The organism is Kerstersia gyiorum (assembly GCF_048595715.1).
GTDB classification, from domain to species: Bacteria; Pseudomonadota; Gammaproteobacteria; order Burkholderiales; family Burkholderiaceae_B; genus Kerstersia; species Kerstersia gyiorum.
Window position 1 is genome coordinate 1,811,554 of the sequence record NZ_CP169556.1, and the last position, 22,313, is coordinate 1,833,866.

Sequence of the window (22,313 nt, forward strand, 5' to 3'; positions counted from 1 at the left end):
TCTGGAGCTATTACAAGCATGTCTTCGATCTACACGTTGTTGCTGGTCATTCAAATCCTTTCCGCCTTTACGATCATCGGCCTGGTGCTGATGCAGCATGGCAAGGGCGCCGATATGGGCTCTTCTTTCGGCAGCGGTTCCGCCGGCAGCCTGTTTGGCGCATCGGGTGCTGCCAACTTCCTGTCGCGTACCACCAAGTGGGCGGCGGTGCTGTTCTTCGCCGTGACGACCGGCCTGGCCTATTTCAGCTACGCGCCCAACCGCGCCAAGGAAAAGGCCGAAGAAACCGGCGTGATGCAGGGCTATCAGGACTTGTCCGTGCCCCAGCTGGGCGATACCCCGGTGAATAACGCTGGTGGCGCTGCCGCTGTGCCGTTCGCGCCGGTCACGCCTGAAGCGCAAGTGCCTGCCGCGCCGCAGGATGCGCCCGTCGCTCCGGCAGAGAACGTTGTGCCGCAACAGCCCGAAGCAGCCACGCCTGCCGCCGAGCCCGAGGCTGCCCCGGTGGAGCCGCAACAGGCGGAGGCCGTCCAGCCGGAAGCGGTTCCTGCCGAGCAGGCACCGCAAGCCGCATCGGTACAGCCTGCCGAGCAGCAAACTGAACCTGCTGCACAGTAAAGAAAGTACCTTGGGGTGTGATGGCGTGGCTGTCACACCCGAGTTTTTGGCAGGGCATGGGGTGGCCAGTATGCGGAACTGGGAAATTTTTGATTTCCCAGTTTGCAATAAAAAAATCCATGCTATAATTTAATGCTATTCAACGCTGAGCTAGTTAAGGCAGCGGATTGGTGCCAGTGCCGTCGTGGTGGAATTGGTAGACACGCTATCTTGAGGGGGTAGTGGCGAAAGCTGTGCGAGTTCGAGTCTCGCCGACGGCACCAATAAATTTCTTAGTACCGGTCTTGTAGAATAAAAAAATCATCAAGATCAGTGGGTTACCGAGCAGCAAAAAAAACGATTGATCCCAAAAAATCAATGTTGTCCGCTTTCTGGCCCCAGATGGCCCCCGCGCTTGGTTCCTTGCTTCAGTTATGGCAAGTATTCAAAAATTGTTCAATGGACGTTATCGAGCGCAGATCAAACTGCGCCACGCCTTAGGCCAAGCTCCCCTACGGGACAGCGCCACTTTGCACACAAAACGAGAAGCCGTGATCTGGGTAGCCCAGCGTGAACATGCGCTACGGCGGCGGGAAACCTGCGTCCTGGGCGAGCGTTTTACCCTGCGCGATGCCTTGCGACGTTATGCGGATGAGGTGGCGTCGAAGAAAAGAGGCTGGCGTTGGGAATGCGTCAGGCTAAAAGCGTTTGAGTCCTATCGTTTGCCTTTGGATTTGCCCATTGCCAGGGTGCGGGCCCAACACATCGCTTTGTTTCGCGATGCGCGGGCGTCCGTTGACCTGCCCCCGGGTTTAGTACGAGATTGACTTAGAGTCCGGGGTTAAAAATCTTCCTTCGTGGTGTGCCTTGGCGAACTGTTCCGGGGCAAGGTAGCCCAGCGCGCTGTGTGGCCTTTCGGTGTTGTACTCGAGGCGCCATGCCTCGATCAACGATCTGGCCTGACGCAGCGACAGGAACCAATGCTCGTTGAGGCATTCGTCACGGAACTTGCCGTTGAAGCTCTCGATATAGGCATTCTCCACGGGTTTGTCCGGCCGGATGAACGACAGCTTCACACCCGCTTGGTAGGCCCAAGCATCAAGGGCTCTGCCGGCGAACTCCGGCCCGTTGTCCACGGTGATGGACCGGGGCAGGCCGCGCATTTCGGCGAGCCGGTTGGTAATCCCCCCGTTAAAGTGGTGAGATCAGAAGTAGAATTTTCTCATTGAGGAGTTCTACAGCATGAAGAAGTCACGATTCACAGACAGCCAAATTCTGGATGCAATCAAACGTGTAGAGGCCGGCGTCACGGTGCCCGAGATGTGCCGTGAACTGGGCATCAGCTCAGCGACGTTCTACAAGTGGCGTGCCAAGTACGGCGGTATGGACGTGCCGATGATGTCGCGGATGAAGGAGCTGGAGGCCGAGAACGCACGTCTGCGCAAGATGTACGTTGAAGAAAAACTCAAGGCCGAGCTGCGCGCGGAGGCTCTCGAAAAAAAGTGGTGAAGCCATCTCGCCGCCGCGAGATGGCTCAACGTGTCGTGCAGGAGCGCGGGATATCGGTCAGGTTGGCCTGCGAGACGTTTGGCATCAGCCAGACGTGCTATCGCTATGAGGGCAAGCACAAGGCGGAGAACGACGAAATCGCCGACTGGCTGCTGCGCCTGACGGACAACCATCGCAACTGGGGATTTGGCCTGTGCTACCTGTATCTGCGCAACGTGAAGGGCTTCGGTTGGAACCACAAACGGATTTACCGCATCTATCGAGCGTTGGAGCTGAACCTGCGAATCAAACCGCGCAAACGCCTGGTGCGCCAGGCGCCCGAGCCGTTGATGGTGCCCACCGCCACGAATCACGTCTGGTCAATGGACTTCATGCATGATCAACTGGCCGATGGGCGCAGTATCCGGTTATTCAACGTGATTGATGACTTCAACCGCGAAGCGTTGGGCATTGAGATCGACTTCTCCTTGCCCTCGGAGCGGGTCATCCGTGCGTTAAAGCAGATTATTGCCTGGCGCGGCAAGCCGTTGACCATTCGATGTGATAATGGCCCGGAATACCTGAGTTCAGCGATCACAGAGTGGACACGCCGATGGGGCATCAAGCTGGAATACATCCAACCAGGCAAGCCGCAACAGAACGCCTACATCGAACGGTTCAATCGGACTGTGCGCTATGAGTGGTTGTCCCAATATCACTGGCAAGATCTGGATCAGGTCCAGCGCACAGCGACAGAGTGGATGTGGTCCTACAATAATGAACGCCCAAATATGGCCTTGGGCGGCATCACCCCAAAACAGCGGCTGGCCATGGCCGCGTAGCCTGCCTACTTCTGGCAATCGCTAAAAATGGGGGGATTACCACCTTAAACACGCAATCTCTGACAGGCCCCGTATACCAATTTTTATGTTTATTTAAGCCTGTATTAGTGCCCATAACTGACATCCGATCAAAACCGCCAAGAGACTCAACGTGATATACATGAACATGGTAAGCCTGCGCAGGCTTTGTTTTACGTCTACCAAGCGCGATCCCAGTATGGAATTTTTCTCAGCGATGATGGTCATATCTTCGCAGTTCTTCTTGTGTTCTTCTAGGATGTGCTGTCTGAGCTGCCGAGTTTCGTCCACGACATATTCAACGGTGGACTGCAGGGTGTTGAGGTGCGTTATCTGGGCGCTGGCTGCCTGGTTGAAGGCAGCCAGCGTGGCCTCGTGTGTTGCCTTGCAGTAGGTGGTGTGCTGACCGAACGCGTCCACCATAGCCTGCGAATCTGCCTGCTGCTGTGCTTGAAGCGCATGGTATTGCTCTCGTATTCTTTCCTGCCCTTGCTGTGTAACGCCAGTGAGATCGTTGAGTCTTTCCTTTGTACCTTTGAGTCCGGTTGCTAGGGCTTTGAGTTCCGCCTCCACCTGAGTGTGCGCAGTCTGAATTTCGGCAAGGCCATCCTTCATAAAAGCCATATCCTGGTTGCGCAGGCCGGTCAGTAACACCTTCAATTTCAGTAAAGTATCGTTTCCGCTTTCAATCTCCTGGAAAGTGTCGTCCATACACTCAGAAAGACCTTTGAGCGTATTCTTCACACCTTTGATTTCTATGCCTGTCTGCTGCAGCGATTCTGCCACTGGCCTGAGAGGCTCATTGAGAATACGCGCCATCAATTCCGTGAGCGTTTTTTCTTTTTCTTCTATCTGTGAGGGTAGGTTCATTTCAGTGTGAGAGTCTGGTTTTGCTCATTTCCAGGAGCGATGTTCGTTGTTGAACGAGCGCCATGCTGCCCAAGGCAATAGACAGTGCGTCAACGTCGTTCGCCGTTCCAGCAATCTGGTCCAAGGCTTGCTGCAGCTGGATGATGTATTCCTCATCCAGCAACCGTAGATACTGCTGGCACCGTTCCAGGTCTTCTCGCATGGTGATATCAAGATTGATGAGTGCCTGGCGGTGCCGGCTTAGATCCGCTCTGTTAGCGACAAGGAGTTTAATTGTTTGGCCACGCTGTTCCAGTAGACTTCTTAGCTGCAGTTTCAGTTGTTTCAGAGTCTTTTCCTTGTCTAACCTGGTTGCCTTCAATGCATCTTTCCAACTGGAAAGCCAGAGCTGCAGCACGGCCGTCAATGCGACTCTATAAGCCGAGATCACAGCCGCTTTGTCTTTCTGGTAGTTGTCCTTGAATATATATCGGTCGAGGAAGTAGCTATCCAGCTGCTGACGAATCTCCGCAAATGCGTCGTAAACCATTTCTCCTGTTACCGATGGTTCAGGAACCACCAACCTTCCTCTGACCGCTACCCAGAACCCCAATGCAGTCACATCCGGTTCCGGCTCCAAGCGTATTTTGGTTAGCTCAGCATAACTTCGCAGAATCATTCCTTGCAGTACCGTTCGATCTTTATGCTTCCCGTCGTCGGAAGGAGGAATAGCTTGCTGCAGTAGGCTGTCAACTGCTTCCTGAAGCAGTTGACAACCATGAGCCACAGATGGGTTTTTAAGCTCTGCGATGGCCTTCCTGATGTTTCTGGTAGCGCGTCTTATCGCATTGCGCCAGACGCTCATCTCTTCAAGCAGCTCTGATTCCTTGTCGATCAGCTTGCCAATGACGTTCTCCAGAGCCAGTCGTTTTCTTTCATGAAGGCTGCGGATATTCAGATGGGTATCCAGCGTGTTACGAATACGTCCGACCCTACTGGTGCAGACTTCAATCTGCAGGAGCAGTTCTTTACGTAGTTCGTCAATAATCGGCGCCATGCGCTCAAAAAGTTCGGGGTCATTCTTTTGAACACCGTGCCAACTCGTCCCAAACTCCAGCGGGAAGTACAGATTTTTGTCTTTGGCAGCATTACTCAGGCCACCGAATCGTTCTATCTGTTCTATGAGTCGCTTACGACGCTTGGCCGCATCGAACTGCGGGTCTTGTCGGATGAGGTCTCGCACCGACTTGGCAGAATACGAGTAGGTCGTTACAACACGGAAGCGGCGCGGCATGGACTGCCAATCCTCAATGCCCGGAAGCGTGATCACTCCAGGCTGAAGAAAGTTCAAGTCATCCGCTCGCCCAACCAGCAGTATCAGATCCGCGAACGGGAGATAGGTGCGTGCCATGTGTTCCACATGCCGCTGCTCTACATCATTGGCGGGATTGTCGCCCGGCAGATCTAGCACACGTGTGCTAACGGTTTCTTGCGCCTTGGCGAAGAAATATCGGGGGATATGCACCACGCAAGGTGAATTCAGTTGCAGCTGCCCGGATTCCATATCTCGCCTGAGCTGGGCAAGAGCATCCTGCATGGCATCATCGGATTCATACCAGAGCATGTCAGGTTGCCGATGTAGTCCCCAGCGATTGCTTTCGGAGCGGCAATACTCCATGGCTGTGGCGGTTGCTGAACGCCCTGTGTCCTGCTTTCCTCGTAATACCTTCGATACCGCATCCAGGTGTTTAGGTTCTATGCCCATGAGCTCCAGCAAGAGAGAGGTCTTCCCGACCTGCGTCTTGCCGAAGACCGCCACATAAGGCTTTGCCTTTTCATCTGTGGGTCTCAGCCGCTCCCGAACATCCGGGCTGAGACTGTCCAGCAGCCTTCTATAGGCACGAAACGCCCACCCCGGGTCAGCATCCAGTTGCTGAATCAAATGATCAATTAGCGGTTCCGTTCCCATGCTCTTTATAGTGTTCGCCTTTGAACTCTTAGACTCCACTTGAGGACCGTAGTAATTCCGTGTGCATATCCTTGGTCAAGGATTCCACATCGGCAATCGCCTTGGCGAGCCTGTCCTTTCGCATCAGTGACTCGTCCAGGCGATAGCGCGCCCGCAGCCTCTGCCGCAGTCGCTCACGGACCGCGTCCATGGTCTGACTGAACTGACTATTAAAGTGAGCAATATGTTGATCGCGAACACTGGCAAGCATAGTGTGCGCTTGCATACTGGCTTTTCTTTCCAGAACCCGTACGCGCGCAATCGTCTTGGCACTGATATGAGCCGTCGCTACCAGCCCGACCGCAGCAATTGCTACCGGGTGAGGCACTAAAGGCAGTGGGATATTGGTTGTGGACGAGTCTTCTGTGCCTTCTGGTGCTTGTGGTGATTGCTGATTAAATACGCTGGCAAGAATGTCTGATTTTCCGTCGGTCGCTACATCCACGGCCAATAGTGTGGCGATGGAGCGAATAGCGGTCTTGCCGAGTTCGACCCCTGCTTTCAGGGTATTGACACTGTCTACCGCTGCACGATGATTCCCTACCAATATATTGGCTTGGGTTGCAACGACGCCATCGCCGACGATTTCCGGTACGGCGTAGACGAGGCGAGCGTATTCCAAAGCCACTGTGGGTAACAACTCAATGCTTTGAGCGATCTGTACGCTGAACTCATGCTGCGGCTCAGGATGGTCGCCCAACAGCTGTCGAAGATCACTGATTCTCTCAGCATTGAGCTTGTCGTAACGTACCGGCAGATTAGACCCGGCATGGAGGTAGCCCAGCTTCACCAAGCGGCCTGCTTGTGGGTTGTTTGCCATGTCCAGCCTAGGCGTGTCGGTGAGAGCATCGACTCGGCCGAGTTTGTCCAATGTTAGCTGTTTAAGTGCCTCCGCATAATCTGAGTGAAGCGCTTCGGCTGCCTCCGTCCAGCACGATTTGACCAGTTTCTGAACTTTCAGTTTGCTTTCGGTAGTGGAGTCAAAGAGACCTTCCACCCAGTTCTGGAACCCCTCGTGGTCTTCGATTAGCTGCTTGTCTATATTTTCAACGGCTTTGGAGTAAACCGCGCCGATCTGAGCATTCACTATGCCCTGATGCTCCTTGCGTAATATCTCTTCCGCCAATCCAAAGTTCAGCAGATACTCTTCGATCAATTGCGCATCCCCGGCCGCTGCTCCGTGGAAATAAGCATCTGCCTTTCGTCTAATACTGCGCAACACCGGACGCAGTTCACGCTTGAGTATGGTTGCCAGGATCTCGAACTGAAGCTGGCGATTGATGTTGCCGGAGAGGTTCAGATCCTGAATCGCGCGCTCCATCATTGGCATCCATTCAGCCACATATTCGGGGTCGTCCGTTCCAGTAAGAATGATATGAGTGTCAGCGAATTCATCAGCCACCAGGAAGGTGGCCTGCGCACTGGCACGTAGTTCCGCTTGTTTTCCGGTGTTATTCCGGTGGGCTTCTGCCTTGGAAACCACGACGTACGGTTCGCGACCCTTGAGCGCATTCTCAAGCATGTCTTTTACGATCTCAAGCTGCTGCTGGTTTGCAAGCCGGGTTTCATCCGTCACTACCACACAACCGCCTGCGGCTATCATGGCTTGCTGCATCAATGACTGCCACGATTCGTTGTCGCCTTCCTGCTTTTCATAGCCTGGCAGCAAAAGCCAGGCTTGATTCTCTCGCTGGAAATAGCGTTGAGGTACCCTGAGCACGGGGAGAAGATCCTCAACGTTGGGGTCATAGATGGCACGTTCGAATTCGCTGAGTTCCACCTGTACATCTTCCAGGCGGAACTCGCGTTTTTCTGCATGCCGAACCAGTCGCCGCACATATCCTTGGGGAATCGTTCTGCCTTTCTCTTCGGTCATGAGAACCGGCATTTTCTCGCCACGCCCCTCATTTGCTTGAAGCCAGCTTGGCTCCGCGCTACCCAGCTCATATAGGGTAGCCATGAGCGTGGTCTTGCCAGCACCTTGGGAACCACCCACAGCAATGACCCAAGTGTCACTCAAGACTTCTGCAAGCAAGAGCCGACGCATGGCCCGCAGCAGCGTGTGATCGATCTCGTCGTCATCCAGTTCCGTGCAGGCGCCCCGAAGGCGGCGCAAGCCATTGTTGAGCTCAGCAAGTAGAACCTCGGGAGCGTGTAGAAACATAGACATGCGTATTTCCTCATCTGTACCCACCGTCAGGCATGGGAATGGAATAACTGCGATTTGTACACAAATATACGTCAAATGAGATATTTTGTTTCCATCTGCGTAGATGTTTATTGAGTGGGTCATACGCACGGATCTGTTTCAAGATAGGGCGTGTCCCTACGCCTGACGGCTCCGGGCCGGGCTGTCGTGCTTCGCATCCAGCCGCCTGACGGCGTCTTGCCCCTTCGGGCTTCCATCCCTCACGTCTTCGCGCCGGTCGGCGCTGCGCGCTTCGCTTGCCTATGGGCCTGCGGCCCTGATGGAGCCGCGCCGGGCGCGGCTAGGGGCGCTCGCCGCGCGGCTGCCGTGTGGGGCTATCGCTTCGGGCGGGCCGCTGGGCCGTCTTTCGTGAGTTCCGTCGCCAAAAACGCCGACTGTATCACTGCGCTTCTCCCTGCAGGGGGTTCGCTTCACCGGGTACTCACCCGGTCCTTCCGCTGCGCTCCAGGCTGCGGCTTCCGTGCACGCCCCTTTCCAGTCGGCGCTACATGATCCAGATCGGCACGGCGACGGAACTCACGAAAGACGGCGGCAAAGACCGGAGAGCCAGTGTAGACCCCGAACGGCACATCTACGCCCCGGCTCAAGAATCTTCGAATCCGGTCAGCTGAAAACCTCGAACCTCATTTGGGGATCATGACCATGAACACCTATGAAGCGAAGCAGGCAGCGCGTAAAGCAAGGTATGAGGCGCGCGCAGCGCAGGCGCGGCAGCAGTCAGACGCCGCCTACGCGCAGGCGCAGAACAAGGCGCAGGCCATCCCCTTGGGGCAGTCGATTCTGGTCGACCATCATTCCGAAGGCCGCGACCGCCGTTACCAGGAGAGCATCAGCCGCGGTTATGAAAAATCTTTTGAGTTGCAGAAGCAGGCCGAACACTACGCAGGCAAGGCCGTAGCGGTGTGAATTGTCCCGGGATTTGTGGAGGCTCCACTCTTTGAGAAAATGGAGCCACTATGAGCAAGCAAAACAAGTTTTCCCGGAAGTGCGCGAGCGCGCCGTGCGCCTGGTGCAGGAGCACCGTGGCGAGTATCCATCTCTGTGGGAGGCCGTAGAGTCCAGGGCACCGAAAACCGGTTGCGTGCCGGCCACGTTGCTGGACTGGGTCAAGCGCAGCGAGATCGACAGCGGCATGCGTGATGGTATGACCAGCAGCGCGGTATGGAGGCCCAGGAAATTATTCTGCTCAACTCCCACGATGGCAGTCGCAGCTATCAGATGCTGGCCGGGATGTTCCGCTTTGTGTGCAGCAACGGGCTGGTCTGCGGCGATACCGTGGCCGATGTGTGTGTGTGCCGCATAAGGGCGATGTGGCGGGGCAAGTGGTGGCTGGGGCGTACCAGGTATTGCAAGGGTTTGAGCAGGCGCACGCTGCCCGCGAGGCCATGGCGGCGGTCACCTTGGGCGACGACGAGGCCGAGGTGTTTGCACAAGCGGCTTTGGCGCTCAAGTACGATGACCCTGACAAGCCCGCGCCGCTGTCTGCACAGCAGGTTTTGATGCCGCGTCGCCGCGAAGACCGTCACCGCGATCTGTGGCATGTGTTCAATCGCGTGCAGGAAAATCTGATCAAGGGCGGCTTGCTTGGTCGCCACAGCCATGGGCGGCGTCAGCGCACAAGAGCCGTGCAGGGGATTGATGCCGATATTCGGTTGAATCGCGCGTTGTGGCTGCTGGCTGATGGGCTGCGGCGGCTGAAGGGATAATATGCCCCTGGCGACCAGGCGTCGGTGCGTCGCCTGGTCGCCGTCTCACCATCACAGGGACAATCTTCTGACGACCAAAGCCATGACGACAGATGCCGCGACCGCCGTTGTGCTGACCCAGCTTTTGCGCTTGAGTTGTGACGATGAACGGCGCACGAATTTTGTCTGTAATGCGATCAGCGTGTACTTTCGTCGGCTGCTTCGCGCTTCGCCAGACAAGTTGTGCCGTTTTGGCTTTAGCCCAGTGGCCACAGCAGTGCAGGCTGAACTGGCCTTGGCAAGAGTGGCAAATATGGATTTTTCGCCAGCGTTTCTGGTGCGACTCATTGCGGATAGCGAGACGGCCGACCTGGCGCTGCGCGCAGTACGGTTCTATGCAGCGCGTTATGCCGACCTTGATTTTGATGCGGTAACGGCGGAAGTGGGTGACGGGGCTTCGGATGTCATGGCCGCTGCGCGGACGATACATGTCATGTTGACAGTGGAGGATGAACTGGCCGCCGAGGGGCCGTAGCAGGTGAAGCGTGGCAGGGAAGCATCGCGGCGGCAGAAATCTGTCAGTGAACACAGCCCTAAACGGACGCGTGTTAGCAGCAGTGGTTCACTCACAGACGCCGTCAATGCACGCGGCCAGACCCACGGCAGCGAGCCCGAGATGAGGGGCCTGGGTTTGACGGGAGGAAGAAATGCCGCCACAATCACCGCATGAAATACGGTGAATATATCTGGCAATCGCCGCACTGGCCTGATTGGCGCTACGACCTGGCGGTTCTTGCAGAGCCTTTGGCGGCCGTCAGTCGTGCGCAGGGGCTGTTGCTCGGCCGCCTGGCAGATGTGGGCATGGCGCTGCGTGACCAAGCCAGTTTAGCGGCATTGACCGAAGACGTCGTCCAAACCAGCGCCATTGAAGGTGAAACGCTTAACGTCGCCTCAGTGCGGTCTTCCGTCGCACGACGCTTAGGCGTCGATATCGGTGCATTAGCACCCGTAGACCGACATGTAGACGGCATTGTTGATATGATCCTCGACGCCACCAGCAAAGCGACGGCGCCCCTCACTGCCGAGCGCCTCTTCGGTTGGCATGCGGCGCTCTTTCCCACTGGCTATTCAGGCATCAGCGCGATTCAGGTCGGCCAGTGGCGAGATGACAGCACCGGCCCCATGCAGGTCGTCTCCGGCGCGATGGGACGTGAGCGCGTGCATTTCGAAGCGCCTCCCGCCAACCGACTCGCGGCCGAAATGGAACGCTTTCTGGCCTGGCTCAATGACACAGCACCGCAAGAGCCCGCGCTGGTTCACGCCGGCTTAGGCCATCTCTGGTTTGTCACGCTGCACCCCTTCGACGATGGCAACGGCCGCATTGCTCGGGCCATCGGCGACTTGCTGCTCACGCGCGCTGACGGTAGCCCACAACGTTTTTACAGCTTATCCGCGCAGATCCAACGGGAGCGCAGCGCCTATTACGACATGCTTGAACGCACGCAAAAGGGCGACCTGGATGTGACACAGTGGCTAACGTGGTTTCTTGCCATCTTGCTCAAAGCCATCGAACACGCGCATGGTGTCCTCGATCAGGTGTTTATCAAGGCGAACTTTTGGCGATACGCCGCCACCATTCCGATGAATGCGCGCCAGATCAAGGTCATCAATCGGCTCTTGGATGGCTTCGAGGGAAAGTTAACGACTAGCAAATGGGCAGCGCTGGCCAAATGCTCGCAGGACACGGCGTTAAGGGACATCACCGAGTTGCTGCAACAAGGGGTGCTGCAAAAAACCAGCGCCGGTGGCCGCAGCTCGAGCTACGAAATCCGACGGTTGCATCACGAAGCATAAGCAAAGAGGGGATGACGCGCGTGGCGCACTATGCCGAGCTCGGTTGCCGCTCGGTCGCAGCGGTGGGATTACCTTGACATCTCTGACGGAGTGTCGCCAGCCTATCCATGATGGGCCACGCTGATCACCGGTTTTAAACCGCCAGGTATGCACAATGGGCTTGGTGGGGTTGGGCGTGCCGAGATCTTTATTGAGCCCATATTCGCCTTGGAAAGTGGCAGTACACCAGGCGTTAGCGGGTAGGCCTATCCTGGGGACGAAGGACGTCAGGCCTGCTGTCTCTATCCACCCGTCGATCTCTTCACCCTCACAATTCAGGGTAAAGACCTTCGTGCGGAGATAGGCCTTATTCCCGACCCCTATGCTGACTGGCGAGCCGATATACACACCTTGGGCGCGGCCGCGTGGATCGGGATCGGGCAGCTCGCCACCGTTAAAACGCAGGTTGTCCGTGCTGTTGTCCAGTGGATAGACGAAATAGCCGTTGGGGATCGGGACAGGTTCGCATTCACGTTTTCGGCAACCAATTTGAAAGGCAGTGGCATAGTAGCTTCTATCATCTGGGCTGATATGGTCCTCCGTCGTGGCCATCCCAATCAGATAAACGCTATTCGATAAAAACAATTGGCGATGGTAGAGCGTGGCGAGCATGGCCTTGATCTCAAAGGGCCATGAAGAACTAAAACCCTTGCCGAAATACTCATCGAAAGAAAGATGCTCAACGCCGGCGTTCTTGATTTGGTCTTGGGTGCTCAACCCGCCAGGTAAATTGGGATCCTGACCATGGGTCGCTTTCTTGTTGAGCGCCAGGTAATTCGCATGGTGCTGGGCGTAGACGTCCAGGCCGGTATTTTGCTTGAAAGGCACCAGGCCGGCCGCGACACGGATTTCATTGATGTAGTTCAGCCCTTCAAGTCGCCCATCGGTGTAGGTCGGGACGTCCTGGGTTTTGACCTGCTCGGGTGTGAGCGACGAGTAGTCCGGGATCGGATCAAGTTTGTTGCTATCGTCTCCGCCGCCGCAAGCCGCCAGCGTGGCAATCAAAGTGGCAGAGAGTGTCTGACGAACTCGTGTCATGAGTCACCTGCGTGTTTGACAGTTTATGGATACCTTAGAAGTCCTATGAGGTGCGAGCAACAAGGAATATTCCTAAAATCAACAGACGTATGCGATGATTTCAGCCTCGCGAATTTATCGCAGTTCTAGTCTGGGGCTTTTCGCATGTCATTCTCATCAGCAACTAAGCAGCAGTTGGGTTATTACGTCTACGGTCTGGTCGATCCCAGAACGAATGAAATTTTTTATGTCGGCAAGGCTTCCAGCAATAACCGTGCTTACGATCATCTGGCCCAGGCGTCGAATGACAGTGAGAAAAGCCTAAGGATTGAAGAAATCCGGCAAACCGGCATTGATCCCCGAGTTGACATTCTGCGCTATGGCCTGGATGAGCATTCTGTGCTGGATGTCGAGGCGGCGATCATTGATACGCTTGGCCTTGAGAATTTGACCAATGCTGTGCGCGGTCATGGCGTGGAGCGTGGGCGCATGACGGCGGAAGACGTTGAGCGACTGTATGGGGCACCTTCAGTGCCGCTGGAAGATGTGAAAGAAGCCGCGATTTTGTTTTTTATTAAGAACACGTATTCGCCGACCCAAGATCATATCGAGCGCTATGACAGCGTCCGCCAGTTCTGGAAGATTGGTGAGGAGCGTCGGACCCCAGACCCTGCAACCGGAGAGCTGCCGTACAAACTGGCACTGGCGATTGTGGATAGCGTGGTCGTAGGTGCCTACCGCATTGCGGCGTGGTTTCCGGCGGGGACAACGGTATCCACGCGTGCATCCAGCCACCCTGACGAGAGCAACGGGCAGTGGGAGTTTGTCGGGCAAGAGCTGGACCAGCATCCTTTGCTGGGCCGTCGCCTTTACAAAGACGGTAGCAAGCTGAAAGCCGTTCAAGTCGGTTTTACGTACCATCCACACTAACTCTTCATGACGTGACACGGGCTTGCTCCGGAAAGCCAGAGACTGGATGCGGAGCAAGTTGGTGTGATGTGGGGCCAATGCGTGTGCGTCAGCGTTGCCCGGTGCTGGTTTCAAGGCCATGCTGGGCACGGTGTCTGGCGAGCGTGGTTCGAAGCGAGGTTTTATCGCGCTCAGATAGGTGATCCCAAGCAATCCGCAAACCGGGATGGACGCCGAAATATTTGCAGGTGTCGGGTGTCAGCGTGTTGGAGAGGATGATGGCTCCAGCATCATCGAACGAAATCAGCCCACGGTCGAACAGGTTGTCCAGGGGGACAGAGAGCAGTAGACCGTTGTTCACGTCGCCGCGAAGCGCCTCGTCAATGCTCCAGGCGACGATATGTGAGGCACGGAGCTGGTCATTGCATGCGACGCCGTGAACTGAGCACTTGCTCGACCAGCGGCGCTGAAGCTCTCGTCGAAAAGCCGCGTGCTGGGGCCCCCGGACCCACACTTCCCGTAGTATCTCTGATGCAACTGGCCCGCTCGGGCTGCGGTCACCGTTGCTGGACGGTAATGCTCTCATGACCTGTTCTTTTACGGCTTGTGCCTGTTCAGCGTCCTGCTTCAGCTCACGGAGAATGGTCTGGAAGCCATTCTCCTTGTCTGTTGAGTTTTTGGTTCTGTAGTCAACGTAACCTTCGATGGCCCGAATCAGGTTAGGCAAAACGCTCTCTCCACGTTTTGCAATGATTCCGTCGACAAAAAGCCGCAGCCCGTCAGCGCTAAGGTGAGACTTAAAAGGTTTCCCTTCGACTAAATGGCTGAAAATGCTGAAATATGTGTTGGCAGTACCTTTGTTGATGCCATGGATCTCGTGCAAAAACTCAATTTCCTGCGCACGTATGGCGTCTTGCAGATACAGGCGTACCGCTGCATCGCGAATCGCAAGGTATTGGCTCTTAAGGAGGGGCTGGCGGCTAGGGGGCTGTGCCAGAACCGACGGATCGAGCGGATGGGTGCTGGGAATAAGGTTTTCCTCGTACTCTGTCCCAACCCCTGTCAGTGGCACTTGCAACTTGAGCCAAAGCGCAGAGCCGTCGTCCTGGATCTGAATATCTGTAATGTCAAAGACATGGTCTGGCGAGCAGCGATGCGTCTTACCATCTTTCAGGATGGCTGTCATGGGGAAAGGTTGTGGCATGTTGGCAGCGATATGCAGCGCATCCCACAATAGCGGATGGTTCTGAGACACGGGCTTGGCGTTCGGTTTCGCAACGCGGTACCAGTATTCCTCCGTCTCTGGATCTTTTGTGATGCCCCATCGCTCGAAATCCCGCGTGCCGTCGATGCAGTGATAGTTCCAGATCGCCATGCCAAATCGCGTGGCGTTTTTTTTGCGGGCATCAGCGATAGGTACATCGAAAGCGAACCAGCGTTGTCCTGCTTCTAGAACTTGTAGCTTCTCTGTATATGCGCGGTCGGAAGGGAGCGAGTAGATCGTCACGAAGATGCCTCACAAAGTCGTTGAGTTGGGCTGTTTTTCTTGCAATTCTGGCGAGGCCGTCGTGGCATCGTGTATCCAGTGTCTGCGCTGAATTAGGGGAGCGGGTGCGTGCGACGAGACGTCTGCTAGCGCTGCAAAACATAGAAAGCTGGATCTGATTGTATGCGCCTAACAAACCATCAGAGTCGGCAAGATTGCCTCAGAATTGCTTTGCCAGATACTCCGAAGTCATCTAGATGCTCAGCTTTTTCATGTCCTTGGTGTTCTGAGGGCCGGCTTCAGTCATCTCGGCTTCGGCACGGGCTTTGAGGCGTCGATCCAGCATCGGCATTTCCTCACGCTCGATGCGTTCGTACGCTTCACGCACGTCAGGATTGGCCAGTGCCTTGGCTTTCAGTTGATCATGGGTGATCATTTTTGATCTTCCGTAATTGTTTCAGTGGCGACGTTTTGTCTGACCAGCGGCATCAAGCCTTGGTGTCGCAGCAACGGGACCATGCACGCGCGCTACCCGTGCGCCTGATTTTGAAACCGGTGGGAGCGCTCAGATCAACGGTTTAATCAGGTTTTCCGCAGGAATGCCTAGTCCCTTGTGGAGTTTTCTGATCATCGGTAGCGTCAGGGCGCGCTTGCGATTGAGCACTTCATAAACGCGATTGCGCTGGCCAATCATCGGCTCCAGATCCTTGGCGGACAGGCCAGCCTGTTCCATGCGGAATTTGATAGCTTCGACCGGGTCTGGCAAATCCATCGGGAAATTTTTTGCTTCGTAGGCCTGCACCAGCGTTGCCAGCACATCTAGGCGGTCGCCGTCAGGCGTGCCAATATCCGGCTCACTTTCCATGAGCCGGACGATTTCTTTCAGGGCGGCCTTGTGATCGTCGTCATTGCGGATTGGGCGGATGTCCATGATTCACTCCATTTCTACGGTTTCGGCGTCGATCTTGTCGTACTCGGCATGGGTGCCGACGAACTTGATGTAGACGATGCCTAATTTGTAGGCGATGGCAACGATCAGACGATAGTCATTGCCCTTGATATTAAAAACGACACGCCGGTTTTTCAGCACACTGGCGCTGCGATACTAAGCCTTGATGTCTGACGGCTCCGTCCATGTTGCTTGCCGGGCTTCATCAAACCAGGCTTTTAAGGGTTGCTCGGCGTCTGGGTGTTGTGCCCAGAAGGCACGCAGGGTGCTAACGGCGATGACTCTCATGGATAAGATGGTAGTCCCATAGTGGGACTAAAGCAAGATGTGTGGCTTTTAGGCTTGACGCGTGTGTGATCGGTGCCTAGTTAAGCGAGTGACGGGCTGGTGGGCCGGGGTGTCTGGACGCAGTTTCATTTGTGTTGGGCTGGTATCGACATCTGGCGCCTCGGCCCCATTTTGGTCCCAATCAAACACAGTCACATGGCAAATAAGCTATGTTCGAGTCTCGCCGACGGCACCAATAAATTTCTTATCGCTGGTCTTGTAAAATAAAAAATCTTCAAGATCAGTCGGTTACCAAGCCGGAAACAAAGCGGTTGATCCCCTGAAATCAATGTAGTCCGCTTTTTGGCCCCAGATTGCCCCGCGCTTGGTTCCTTGCTTCAATGATGGCAAGTATTCAAAAGTTGTCCAACGGACGCATCGAGTGCAGATCACACTGCGCTACGGCACAGGCCAAGCTCCCATACGGGACAGCGCCGCCTTTCACACAAAACGAGAAACAGTAATCCGGGCAGCCCAGCGTGAGCATTCGCCACGGCGACAGGCGACTTGCGTCCTTGGCGAGGCGCCATACCCTGCGCGATGCGTTGCGTCGTTATGCGAATGACGCGGCATCAAAGAAGCGGGGCTGGCCTTGGGAATGCATCAGACTGAAAGACAACGGCCGCTAACGCGGCCGTGTATTTGTTATGCAAATATTTGACGAATATCTGTATTTCAGATATTTTTCGTTTATCTGTATTTCGAGTAAATATCATGCTGCCTGCTTCTTATCCTTTGGTCACCCCAGGTCAGTTGGGCGCAACGCTGCAAGCCGCTCGTAAAGCAGCGGGTTTGACGCAGTCAGAACTGGCGTCACGCATAGGCTTAAGCCAATCGCGTGTTTCCCACTTGGAGCTTCATGCGCAAGAGTTGAGCGTGGGGCAGCTGCTGGCGTGGTGCGCGACGTTGGGGCTGGAGTTGAGTGTCGGCACACGCGGCAGCGAAGCGTTGTCCGCAGCGTCTGCGATGGATTGGTGAGATGGGGCGTTTATCGCATACGCGGCGTCTGTCTATCTGGACCAATGGTGTCCGGGTCGGGACATGGACGATTCCCACACGCGGTGAGATGAGCGTGCAGTATGACGCGGCTTGGGTCAGCGCGGAGATCGGCCGACCGCTGTCGCTTTCCTTGCCGTTTACGCTGGAGAACCTGCCGATCAAAGGGGCGGCTGTCGCCAACTATTTTGATAATCTACTGCCCGACAGTGATGCGATTCGACGTCGGGTGGCCGAACGTTTCCGGACCGGCTCGGTGCATCCCTTTGATCTGTTGAAGGCGATTGGACGCGACTGTGTGGGCGCGGTGCAGCTGCTCGACGAAGATGAGGCGCCGGCGGGCTTTGACCGTATTGAAGGCGTAGCGATGTCGGAGGAGGACATCGAGCGCCATCTGATCGAGACCGTTACGCCCCGGCCCGTGATGGCCGGACGCGATGCTGACGCCGATTTTCGGATTTCCTTGGCCGGCGCGCAGGAAAAAACCGCTTTCCTCTGGTGGGATGACCAATGGTTAGCACCACGCAACGCGACGCCAAGCAGTCATATTTTCAAGCTACCACTCGGCCTGATGGGCGGACGCCTGGCGGACTTCCGCACATCGGTGGACAACGAATGGCTATGCTTGCGGCTGCTCAAGGCGTATGGCTTGCCAGTGGCTAATGCGCAGATTGCCACGTTTGGCAGCCAACGCGTATTGGTGGTGGAGCGCTTCGACCGACGCGTTGCGCCTAACGGTCAATGGCTGATGCGCTTGCCGCAGGAAGATTTCTGTCAGGTCGAGGCGTGCTCGCCGTTGCGCAAGTACGAAAGCGAGGGCGGTCCGGGTTTGAAGGCATTGTTTGCCACGTTACGCCAATCGGTGCACCCTCAAGCCGACATGCAGACCTTGATGGCGGCGCAAGTGCTGTTTTGGTTGCTGCGCGCGCCTGATGGCCACGCCAAAAACTTCAGCATTCAGTTGTTGCCACGCGGGCGCTTTCAGCTGGCGCCGCTTTACGACGTGATGTCCGTCTATCCGGTGCAGGGCAATGGTCCCAACCAATGGTCTTCCCATGACATCAAGCTTGCCATGGCCTTGCTAGGCAAAAACCGGCATTACGCCATGCAGGGTATCCAGCGCCGGCATTTCAACAGTACGGCGCAGCAAGTCGGTTATGGTGCTACGGCGGAACCTTTGATCGAAGCGCTCTTGGCCAGGACTCCAGCGGTCATTGCAGAGGTGACTGCCGATTTGCCGGCGGATTTTTCACCACACGTCGCCGATACCGTCCTGCGAGGCCTGGAAAAGGCGGCGCGGGTCTTGGGTGCGGCGGCCGCTTAATACGTTGCTCAGGCATGCTCGGACGCCACCCGTCCGGGTAGCGGCACCGGTTTGACAAAACCCGGATGCCGATCGGCAAGGTGTTCGATCTGCAAGAGCACCTTGACGGCCTGTTTCAGGAACTGCCGCCTTGACGGCAACTGTGGTCAAATCAGATCCTGTTGCTACAGGCCTTGCGCCACAGGCGTCGCGCCTGAGTTGCTCCCATGACGAAGCGCTGTTTTCCACATTACTATCCTGCTGGCCGTCCGCCTGGACCTAGGCTGGCTGCCTTGCGCTGGCTGCTGCTGGCCTTGGGCGCCTGCCTGATTGCTGGTTTCTTTGTCTGGGGCTGCCTGGCGCTCTGGTTCCAGGCGGTGCCGGGATGGCGCTGGGTGGTCATGCCTGTGTGGCTGGCACTGGGGCTGGCGGTATTGTGCGTGTTCTGCCGTGGGGCTTGTCGGCGGCGCCGGGCGGCCTGGGTCTATGGCCTGGGGCTCCTGGCGGGCGTGCTCATGCTGGGCTGGTGGGCCAGCCTGCAGCCTTCGCATGACCGAATCTGGGCTGATGATGTCGCCCAGCTGCTGGAGGCAGACATCGACGGTAATCACGTGATCTTGCGCAATGTGCGCAATTTTGAGTGGCGCAGCGAGACGGATTACACGCCGCGCTGGGAAACCCGCGAATACGACCTGGATGAGCTGGTGTCGGGCGATCTGCTGCTGTCCTATTGGATGGGGCCAGCGATTGCGCATACGCTGGTGTCGTTTGGCTTTGCCGATGGCAGGCAATTGGTTTTTTCGCTGGAAATCCGCAAGGAAAGTCATGAGACGTTTTCTGCCATCGCGGGATTTTTCCGGCAATATGAAGCGGTGCTGATTGCTGCGGATGAAAATGATATTGTCCGTGTCCGCACCAATGCGCGCGGCGAAGATGTGCAACTCTATCGGCTGGCATTGACGCCAGCGCAATTGCAGGCGGCGTTTCTTGGCTATGTGCAAGAAGCGCAGTCCATCCGTTCGACGCCCCGTTTCTACAATACCCTGACGAGCAATTGCACGACGATTGTGGTGGATCTGGCGCGGCAGATCGCTGATGGCCTGCCGCTGGATTACCGGGTGTTGCTGTCCGGGTACTTCGATGAGTATGCCTATGAGTTGGGCGGGCTGACGCCGGGGCTGGATTTCCTCACCTTGCGCCAGGCAGGGAATATCACTGCGCGGGCACGTGCTTTTACCGGTACGCCGGCTGAGTTTCCGGCTGCGATACGCCAGGGGATTCCCGCCATGGCCTCTACAGGCGGGGCGGCGCAATGATGGGCAGGCGCCAGGAAGCAAGTTCGTCCATGGTGGCGCGGCGAGGCCGGATGCGGCTGGCAGCCTGCCGTGGCGCGGTGGTCGCCCTGCTGGCAATGCTGGGCGGTTGCGGGGTACTGCGCGAGTTCCAGCCCTCGGTGAGCATTCAGCCGATGACGGCCAAGGAATATATAGCCTTGCAGCGTGGCGATATCCTGACCAGTGGCAAGTTGAGCGGGCTGACGGCGCAGACCATACGCGTGACAGGCCTGGACCAGGAGGCCTGCGCCGATACCATCACCCATACCTGCATTGATGCCGTCAGGCAGGTGCCCGGCATCAGCGACGAACGCCGCATGTCGGCGTTGTCTGAATTATGGTTGCAGATGGCCATGAGCACTGCCGAGGGGGGTTATGGGGAAGGGATGAACGGGCCTGGCGGCCTGACGCCCTGGATGGAGGCCGCGCGCCATGCCTATGCCTACCTGTTCTTTACGCCGCGCACGCCTGGCGAGCGAGCCTTCGAGGACAGACAGACCCAGGTGCGGGATTGGTACAACTACGCGGTACAGGAAGCCGTGGCCCGTATGTTTGCCGGGCACCGGGGGCAGTCGGCTTCGGCCGGTAATGCCATGACCCGCTTCAAGCTGGATGACTGGGTATTGCAGGTCAGGCTGGCGGTGCGTCTGCCCGAGGGCGTGGAGATGGTGAAGGAGCTGGTGCCAGCCTCTTCGCTCGCATTCCAGGGTTTGAGGGGTATCTACAGGCGGGACGGTTTCGGGGCGGAGCTTGTTGCAGTAATGGATGCGCCGCCGGTTGCACCATCGCTTGCATCATTGCAGCCTGGCGAGGCGGCTGCCCTGTGGGATGAAGCGGGTGCGGACGGCGCCAGCAGGCTGCAAGGTTTGGCGCCCGCTGGTGCTCAGGCGACACGCGGCCGGGCTGGGGGCAGCAAGGCGCAGCGCAGGGTACGGCTGGGTGCGCCGGTGCCCGCGATGAAGCCCGACACTGCGCCAGATACTGCGAATACGCCGCAAGCCGGCGCCCAGGGCAGGTATGCCAATGCCTGGAGCGAAATGCCGTCGCCCAATATCACCGTGGTGTTCCGCTATGCAGGCACAACGCTAGACGAGGTGCTGGCCACACATGAAGTGGATATCAGCGTGCATGATCCACTGGTCGAGCGCGAACTGTCATTCAATGGCCAGCATGTGCCGCTGGCGGGCAACTTTACTGCCGGCTACGGTCTCTGGCTGGCACGTTCGGGATTCAGTCGCCAGTCCCTGCGCAATCTGTTCGGGCGGGAGGACGGCATAGACCGGCCGCATCTCTACATGATGCAACCCTATGACCCGGACCGCCGCATTCTCCTGATGCTGCATGGGCTGGCCAGCAGCCCCGAGGCCTGGGTCAATGTCGCCAATGAAATCATTGGCGACGAAGCGCTGCGTAGCGAGTTCCAGGTCTGGCAGGTCTATTATCCGACCAACCTTCCGCTGATCTTCAACCATGCCGCCATCCGTAGCCTGCTGGAGCGGACCTTGCAGCATTTTGACCCGGAAGGCACGACCACTGCATCCAGCGGCCTGGTCCTGGTCGGGCACAGCATGGGCGGAATGATTTCCCGCATGATGATTTCTTCCGCCGACGAACAGTTATGGGACTGGGCGCTGAAGGAACATCCGATGGAGCCGGCACGCCTCGAGCGCCTGCGGCCCAAGGTAGATCGCATGTTGCGTTTTCAGCCTTTCCCCGGGGTGGAACGGGCGGTCTTCATCGCCGCACCGCATCGTGGCACGCCCGTCGCTGCGCACAGGCTGGTGCGCTGGATCGCCAGCTTCATCCGCCTGCCGCTGACCATTCTCGAGAATTTTGATGATGCGCTGCAGGCGCGGGCGTCCAATGGCACGCTGGCGGGCAGCGGCCCGGCAGGCATGCCGACCAGCATAGATCATCTCAATGAGCAGGACACCTTTGTCCGAGCTGCTGCCGCGCTGCCGCTTTCCAATGCTGTGCGCTATCACTCCATCATCGGCCGCCAGCAGGCCGAAGGGCCTTTGGAAGAGACGGACGATGGCGTTGTTCCATATCGGAGCGCCCATCTGCCTGGCGCCGTGTCGGAAAAGGTGATTGTCAGCGGGCACAGCGTGCAGGAGACCGCTGCTGCCATTCTGGAATTGCGGCGCATTTTGCATGAAGATATCCAGGCACGGGAAGCAGGACATAGGGTGCCCGTACGCACGCCTTTGACCGTGCAGGAAAGCCAGGCAGGGGCAGCACACGTGAACCCGGCCAGCACGGGTCCTGCCATGGCTGTGCCTGCATCTGCGCCTGAATCTGCAAGTGAGGTGATCCACATCCGCCTGGGGCCGGACTCACCGTAGGCTCAATATGCTGCCCATATTCCGCACACCCGCCACGCGGGACCTGTGGGACATGCGG

At 57.0% G+C, this 22,313-nt stretch carries 18 protein-coding genes, 1 tRNA gene and 4 pseudogenes; 14 read left to right on the plus strand and 9 right to left on the minus strand.

Annotated features, from left to right (window positions below):
* Positions 1-18 precede the first annotated feature (18 nt).
* From secG to ACEW7X_RS08025, 3 genes are all read left to right on the plus strand, one after another.
* Positions 19-618, plus strand: coding sequence for a preprotein translocase subunit SecG (gene secG, locus ACEW7X_RS08015; protein ID WP_420177861.1), 600 nt, complete (start codon positions 19-21; stop codon positions 616-618).
* Between the two features lie 178 nt (positions 619-796).
* Positions 797-881: transfer RNA gene (locus tag ACEW7X_RS08020), tRNA-Leu, on the plus strand.
* Positions 882-1,031: 150 nt separating this feature from the next.
* Entirely contained in the window at positions 1,032-1,424 is a 393-nt protein-coding gene (locus tag ACEW7X_RS08025) for a hypothetical protein (protein ID WP_420177862.1), read from the plus strand.
* On the opposite strand, the pseudogene ACEW7X_RS08030 reads toward ACEW7X_RS08025, so the two are convergent.
* Positions 1,410-1,775: pseudogene (locus ACEW7X_RS08030) on the minus strand (integrase core domain-containing protein); the annotation flags it as partial. The gene ACEW7X_RS08025 and the pseudogene ACEW7X_RS08030 overlap by 15 nt on opposite strands.
* A 64-nt stretch (positions 1,776-1,839) precedes the next feature.
* Here ACEW7X_RS08030 and ACEW7X_RS08035 point away from each other — a divergent pair.
* Positions 1,840-2,927, plus strand: a protein-coding gene (locus tag ACEW7X_RS08035) for an IS3 family transposase (RefSeq protein WP_420177863.1) whose coding sequence is annotated in 2 segments (ribosomal slippage) — positions 1,840-2,092 and positions 2,092-2,927 — 1,089 coding nt in all. Because the reading frame shifts where the segments join, the coding sequence is not laid out codon by codon here.
* 93 nt (positions 2,928-3,020) lie between these two features.
* Here ACEW7X_RS08035 and ACEW7X_RS08040 read toward each other — a convergent pair.
* From ACEW7X_RS08040 to ACEW7X_RS08050, 3 genes are read right to left on the minus strand one after another with little or no spacing between them, the layout of a single operon-like run.
* The gene (locus ACEW7X_RS08040; protein ID WP_420177864.1) at positions 3,021-3,815 is read right to left on the minus strand and encodes a hypothetical protein; all 795 of its coding nucleotides are present in this window, start codon (positions 3,813-3,815) and stop codon (positions 3,021-3,023) included.
* Position 3,816: 1 nt separating this feature from the next.
* Positions 3,817-5,763 carry a hypothetical protein gene (locus ACEW7X_RS08045; RefSeq protein ID WP_420177865.1) on the minus strand — a complete coding sequence of 649 codons (1,947 nt, stop codon included), beginning with the start codon at positions 5,761-5,763 and terminating at the stop codon, positions 3,817-3,819.
* Between the two features lie 28 nt (positions 5,764-5,791).
* A complete protein-coding gene (locus ACEW7X_RS08050) occupies positions 5,792-7,972 on the minus strand; it encodes a hypothetical protein (protein WP_420177866.1) in 2,181 nt (726 codons plus the stop codon).
* 681 nt (positions 7,973-8,653) lie between these two features.
* On the opposite strand from ACEW7X_RS08050, the gene ACEW7X_RS08055 reads away from it, so the two are divergent.
* The 5 genes and pseudogenes from ACEW7X_RS08055 to ACEW7X_RS08075 all read left to right on the plus strand — a co-directional run bounded on the left by ACEW7X_RS08055 (position 8,654) and on the right by ACEW7X_RS08075 (position 11,550).
* Positions 8,654-8,917, plus strand: coding sequence for a DUF3560 domain-containing protein (locus tag ACEW7X_RS08055; RefSeq protein WP_420177867.1), 264 nt, complete (start codon positions 8,654-8,656; stop codon positions 8,915-8,917).
* A 50-nt stretch (positions 8,918-8,967) separates the two neighbouring features.
* Positions 8,968-9,191, plus strand: a pseudogene (locus ACEW7X_RS08060) (IS3 family transposase); the annotation flags it as partial.
* A pseudogene (locus ACEW7X_RS08065) lies at positions 9,161-9,717 on the plus strand (DUF932 domain-containing protein); the annotation flags it as partial. The pseudogenes ACEW7X_RS08060 and ACEW7X_RS08065, both read left to right, overlap by 31 nt.
* 82 nt (positions 9,718-9,799) lie before the next feature.
* Complete coding sequence (locus tag ACEW7X_RS08070) at positions 9,800-10,231, plus strand: hypothetical protein (RefSeq protein WP_420177868.1); 432 nt, start codon at positions 9,800-9,802, stop codon at positions 10,229-10,231.
* A 191-nt stretch (positions 10,232-10,422) separates the two neighbouring features.
* Positions 10,423-11,550, plus strand: coding sequence for a Fic family protein (locus ACEW7X_RS08075; protein WP_420177869.1), 1,128 nt, complete (start codon positions 10,423-10,425; stop codon positions 11,548-11,550).
* Here the strand turns inward: ACEW7X_RS08075 and ACEW7X_RS08080 are convergent.
* Positions 11,446-12,627 carry a CAP domain-containing protein gene (locus ACEW7X_RS08080; protein WP_420177870.1) on the minus strand — a complete coding sequence of 394 codons (1,182 nt, stop codon included), beginning with the start codon at positions 12,625-12,627 and terminating at the stop codon, positions 11,446-11,448. The two genes, ACEW7X_RS08075 and ACEW7X_RS08080, sit on opposite strands and share 105 nt — an antisense overlap.
* Positions 12,628-12,771: 144 nt before the next feature.
* On the opposite strand from ACEW7X_RS08080, the gene ACEW7X_RS08085 reads away from it, so the two are divergent.
* A complete protein-coding gene (locus ACEW7X_RS08085; RefSeq protein WP_420177871.1) occupies positions 12,772-13,536 on the plus strand; it encodes an LEM-3-like GIY-YIG domain-containing protein in 765 nt (254 codons plus the stop codon).
* Between the two features lie 88 nt (positions 13,537-13,624).
* Here the strand turns inward: ACEW7X_RS08085 and ACEW7X_RS08090 are convergent, their stop codons facing one another.
* The 4 genes and pseudogenes from ACEW7X_RS08090 to ACEW7X_RS08105 all read right to left on the minus strand — a co-directional run bounded on the left by ACEW7X_RS08090 (position 13,625) and on the right by ACEW7X_RS08105 (position 16,238).
* Entirely contained in the window at positions 13,625-15,022 is a 1,398-nt protein-coding gene (locus tag ACEW7X_RS08090; RefSeq protein WP_420177872.1) for an HNH endonuclease, read from the minus strand.
* A gap of 232 nt (positions 15,023-15,254) precedes the next feature.
* The gene (locus tag ACEW7X_RS08095; RefSeq protein ID WP_420177873.1) at positions 15,255-15,437 is read right to left on the minus strand and encodes a hypothetical protein; all 183 of its coding nucleotides are present in this window, start codon (positions 15,435-15,437) and stop codon (positions 15,255-15,257) included.
* 129 nt (positions 15,438-15,566) lie between these two features.
* A complete protein-coding gene (locus tag ACEW7X_RS08100; protein WP_420177874.1) occupies positions 15,567-15,932 on the minus strand; it encodes a helix-turn-helix domain-containing protein in 366 nt (121 codons plus the stop codon).
* Positions 15,933-15,935: 3 nt separating this feature from the next.
* A pseudogene (locus ACEW7X_RS08105) lies at positions 15,936-16,238 on the minus strand (type II toxin-antitoxin system HigB family toxin).
* Positions 16,239-16,991: 753 nt separating this feature from the next.
* Between ACEW7X_RS08105 and ACEW7X_RS08110 the strand changes: the two are divergent.
* The 4 genes from ACEW7X_RS08110 to ACEW7X_RS08125 all read left to right on the plus strand — a co-directional run bounded on the left by ACEW7X_RS08110 (position 16,992) and on the right by ACEW7X_RS08125 (position 22,255).
* Positions 16,992-17,255: a helix-turn-helix domain-containing protein gene (locus ACEW7X_RS08110; RefSeq protein ID WP_257740966.1), complete on the plus strand. Its 264-nt coding sequence runs from the start codon at positions 16,992-16,994 to the stop codon at positions 17,253-17,255.
* A gap of 1 nt (position 17,256) precedes the next feature.
* Entirely contained in the window at positions 17,257-18,597 is a 1,341-nt protein-coding gene (locus ACEW7X_RS08115; RefSeq protein WP_420177875.1) for a type II toxin-antitoxin system HipA family toxin, read from the plus strand.
* 206 nt (positions 18,598-18,803) lie between these two features.
* A complete protein-coding gene (locus ACEW7X_RS08120) occupies positions 18,804-19,892 on the plus strand; it encodes a DUF4105 domain-containing protein (protein WP_420177876.1) in 1,089 nt (362 codons plus the stop codon).
* Positions 19,889-22,255 carry an esterase/lipase family protein gene (locus ACEW7X_RS08125; protein WP_420177877.1) on the plus strand — a complete coding sequence of 789 codons (2,367 nt, stop codon included), beginning with the start codon at positions 19,889-19,891 and terminating at the stop codon, positions 22,253-22,255. Before ACEW7X_RS08120 ends, ACEW7X_RS08125 begins: the two co-directional genes overlap by 4 nt.
* Positions 22,256-22,313: the final 58 nt, after the last annotated feature.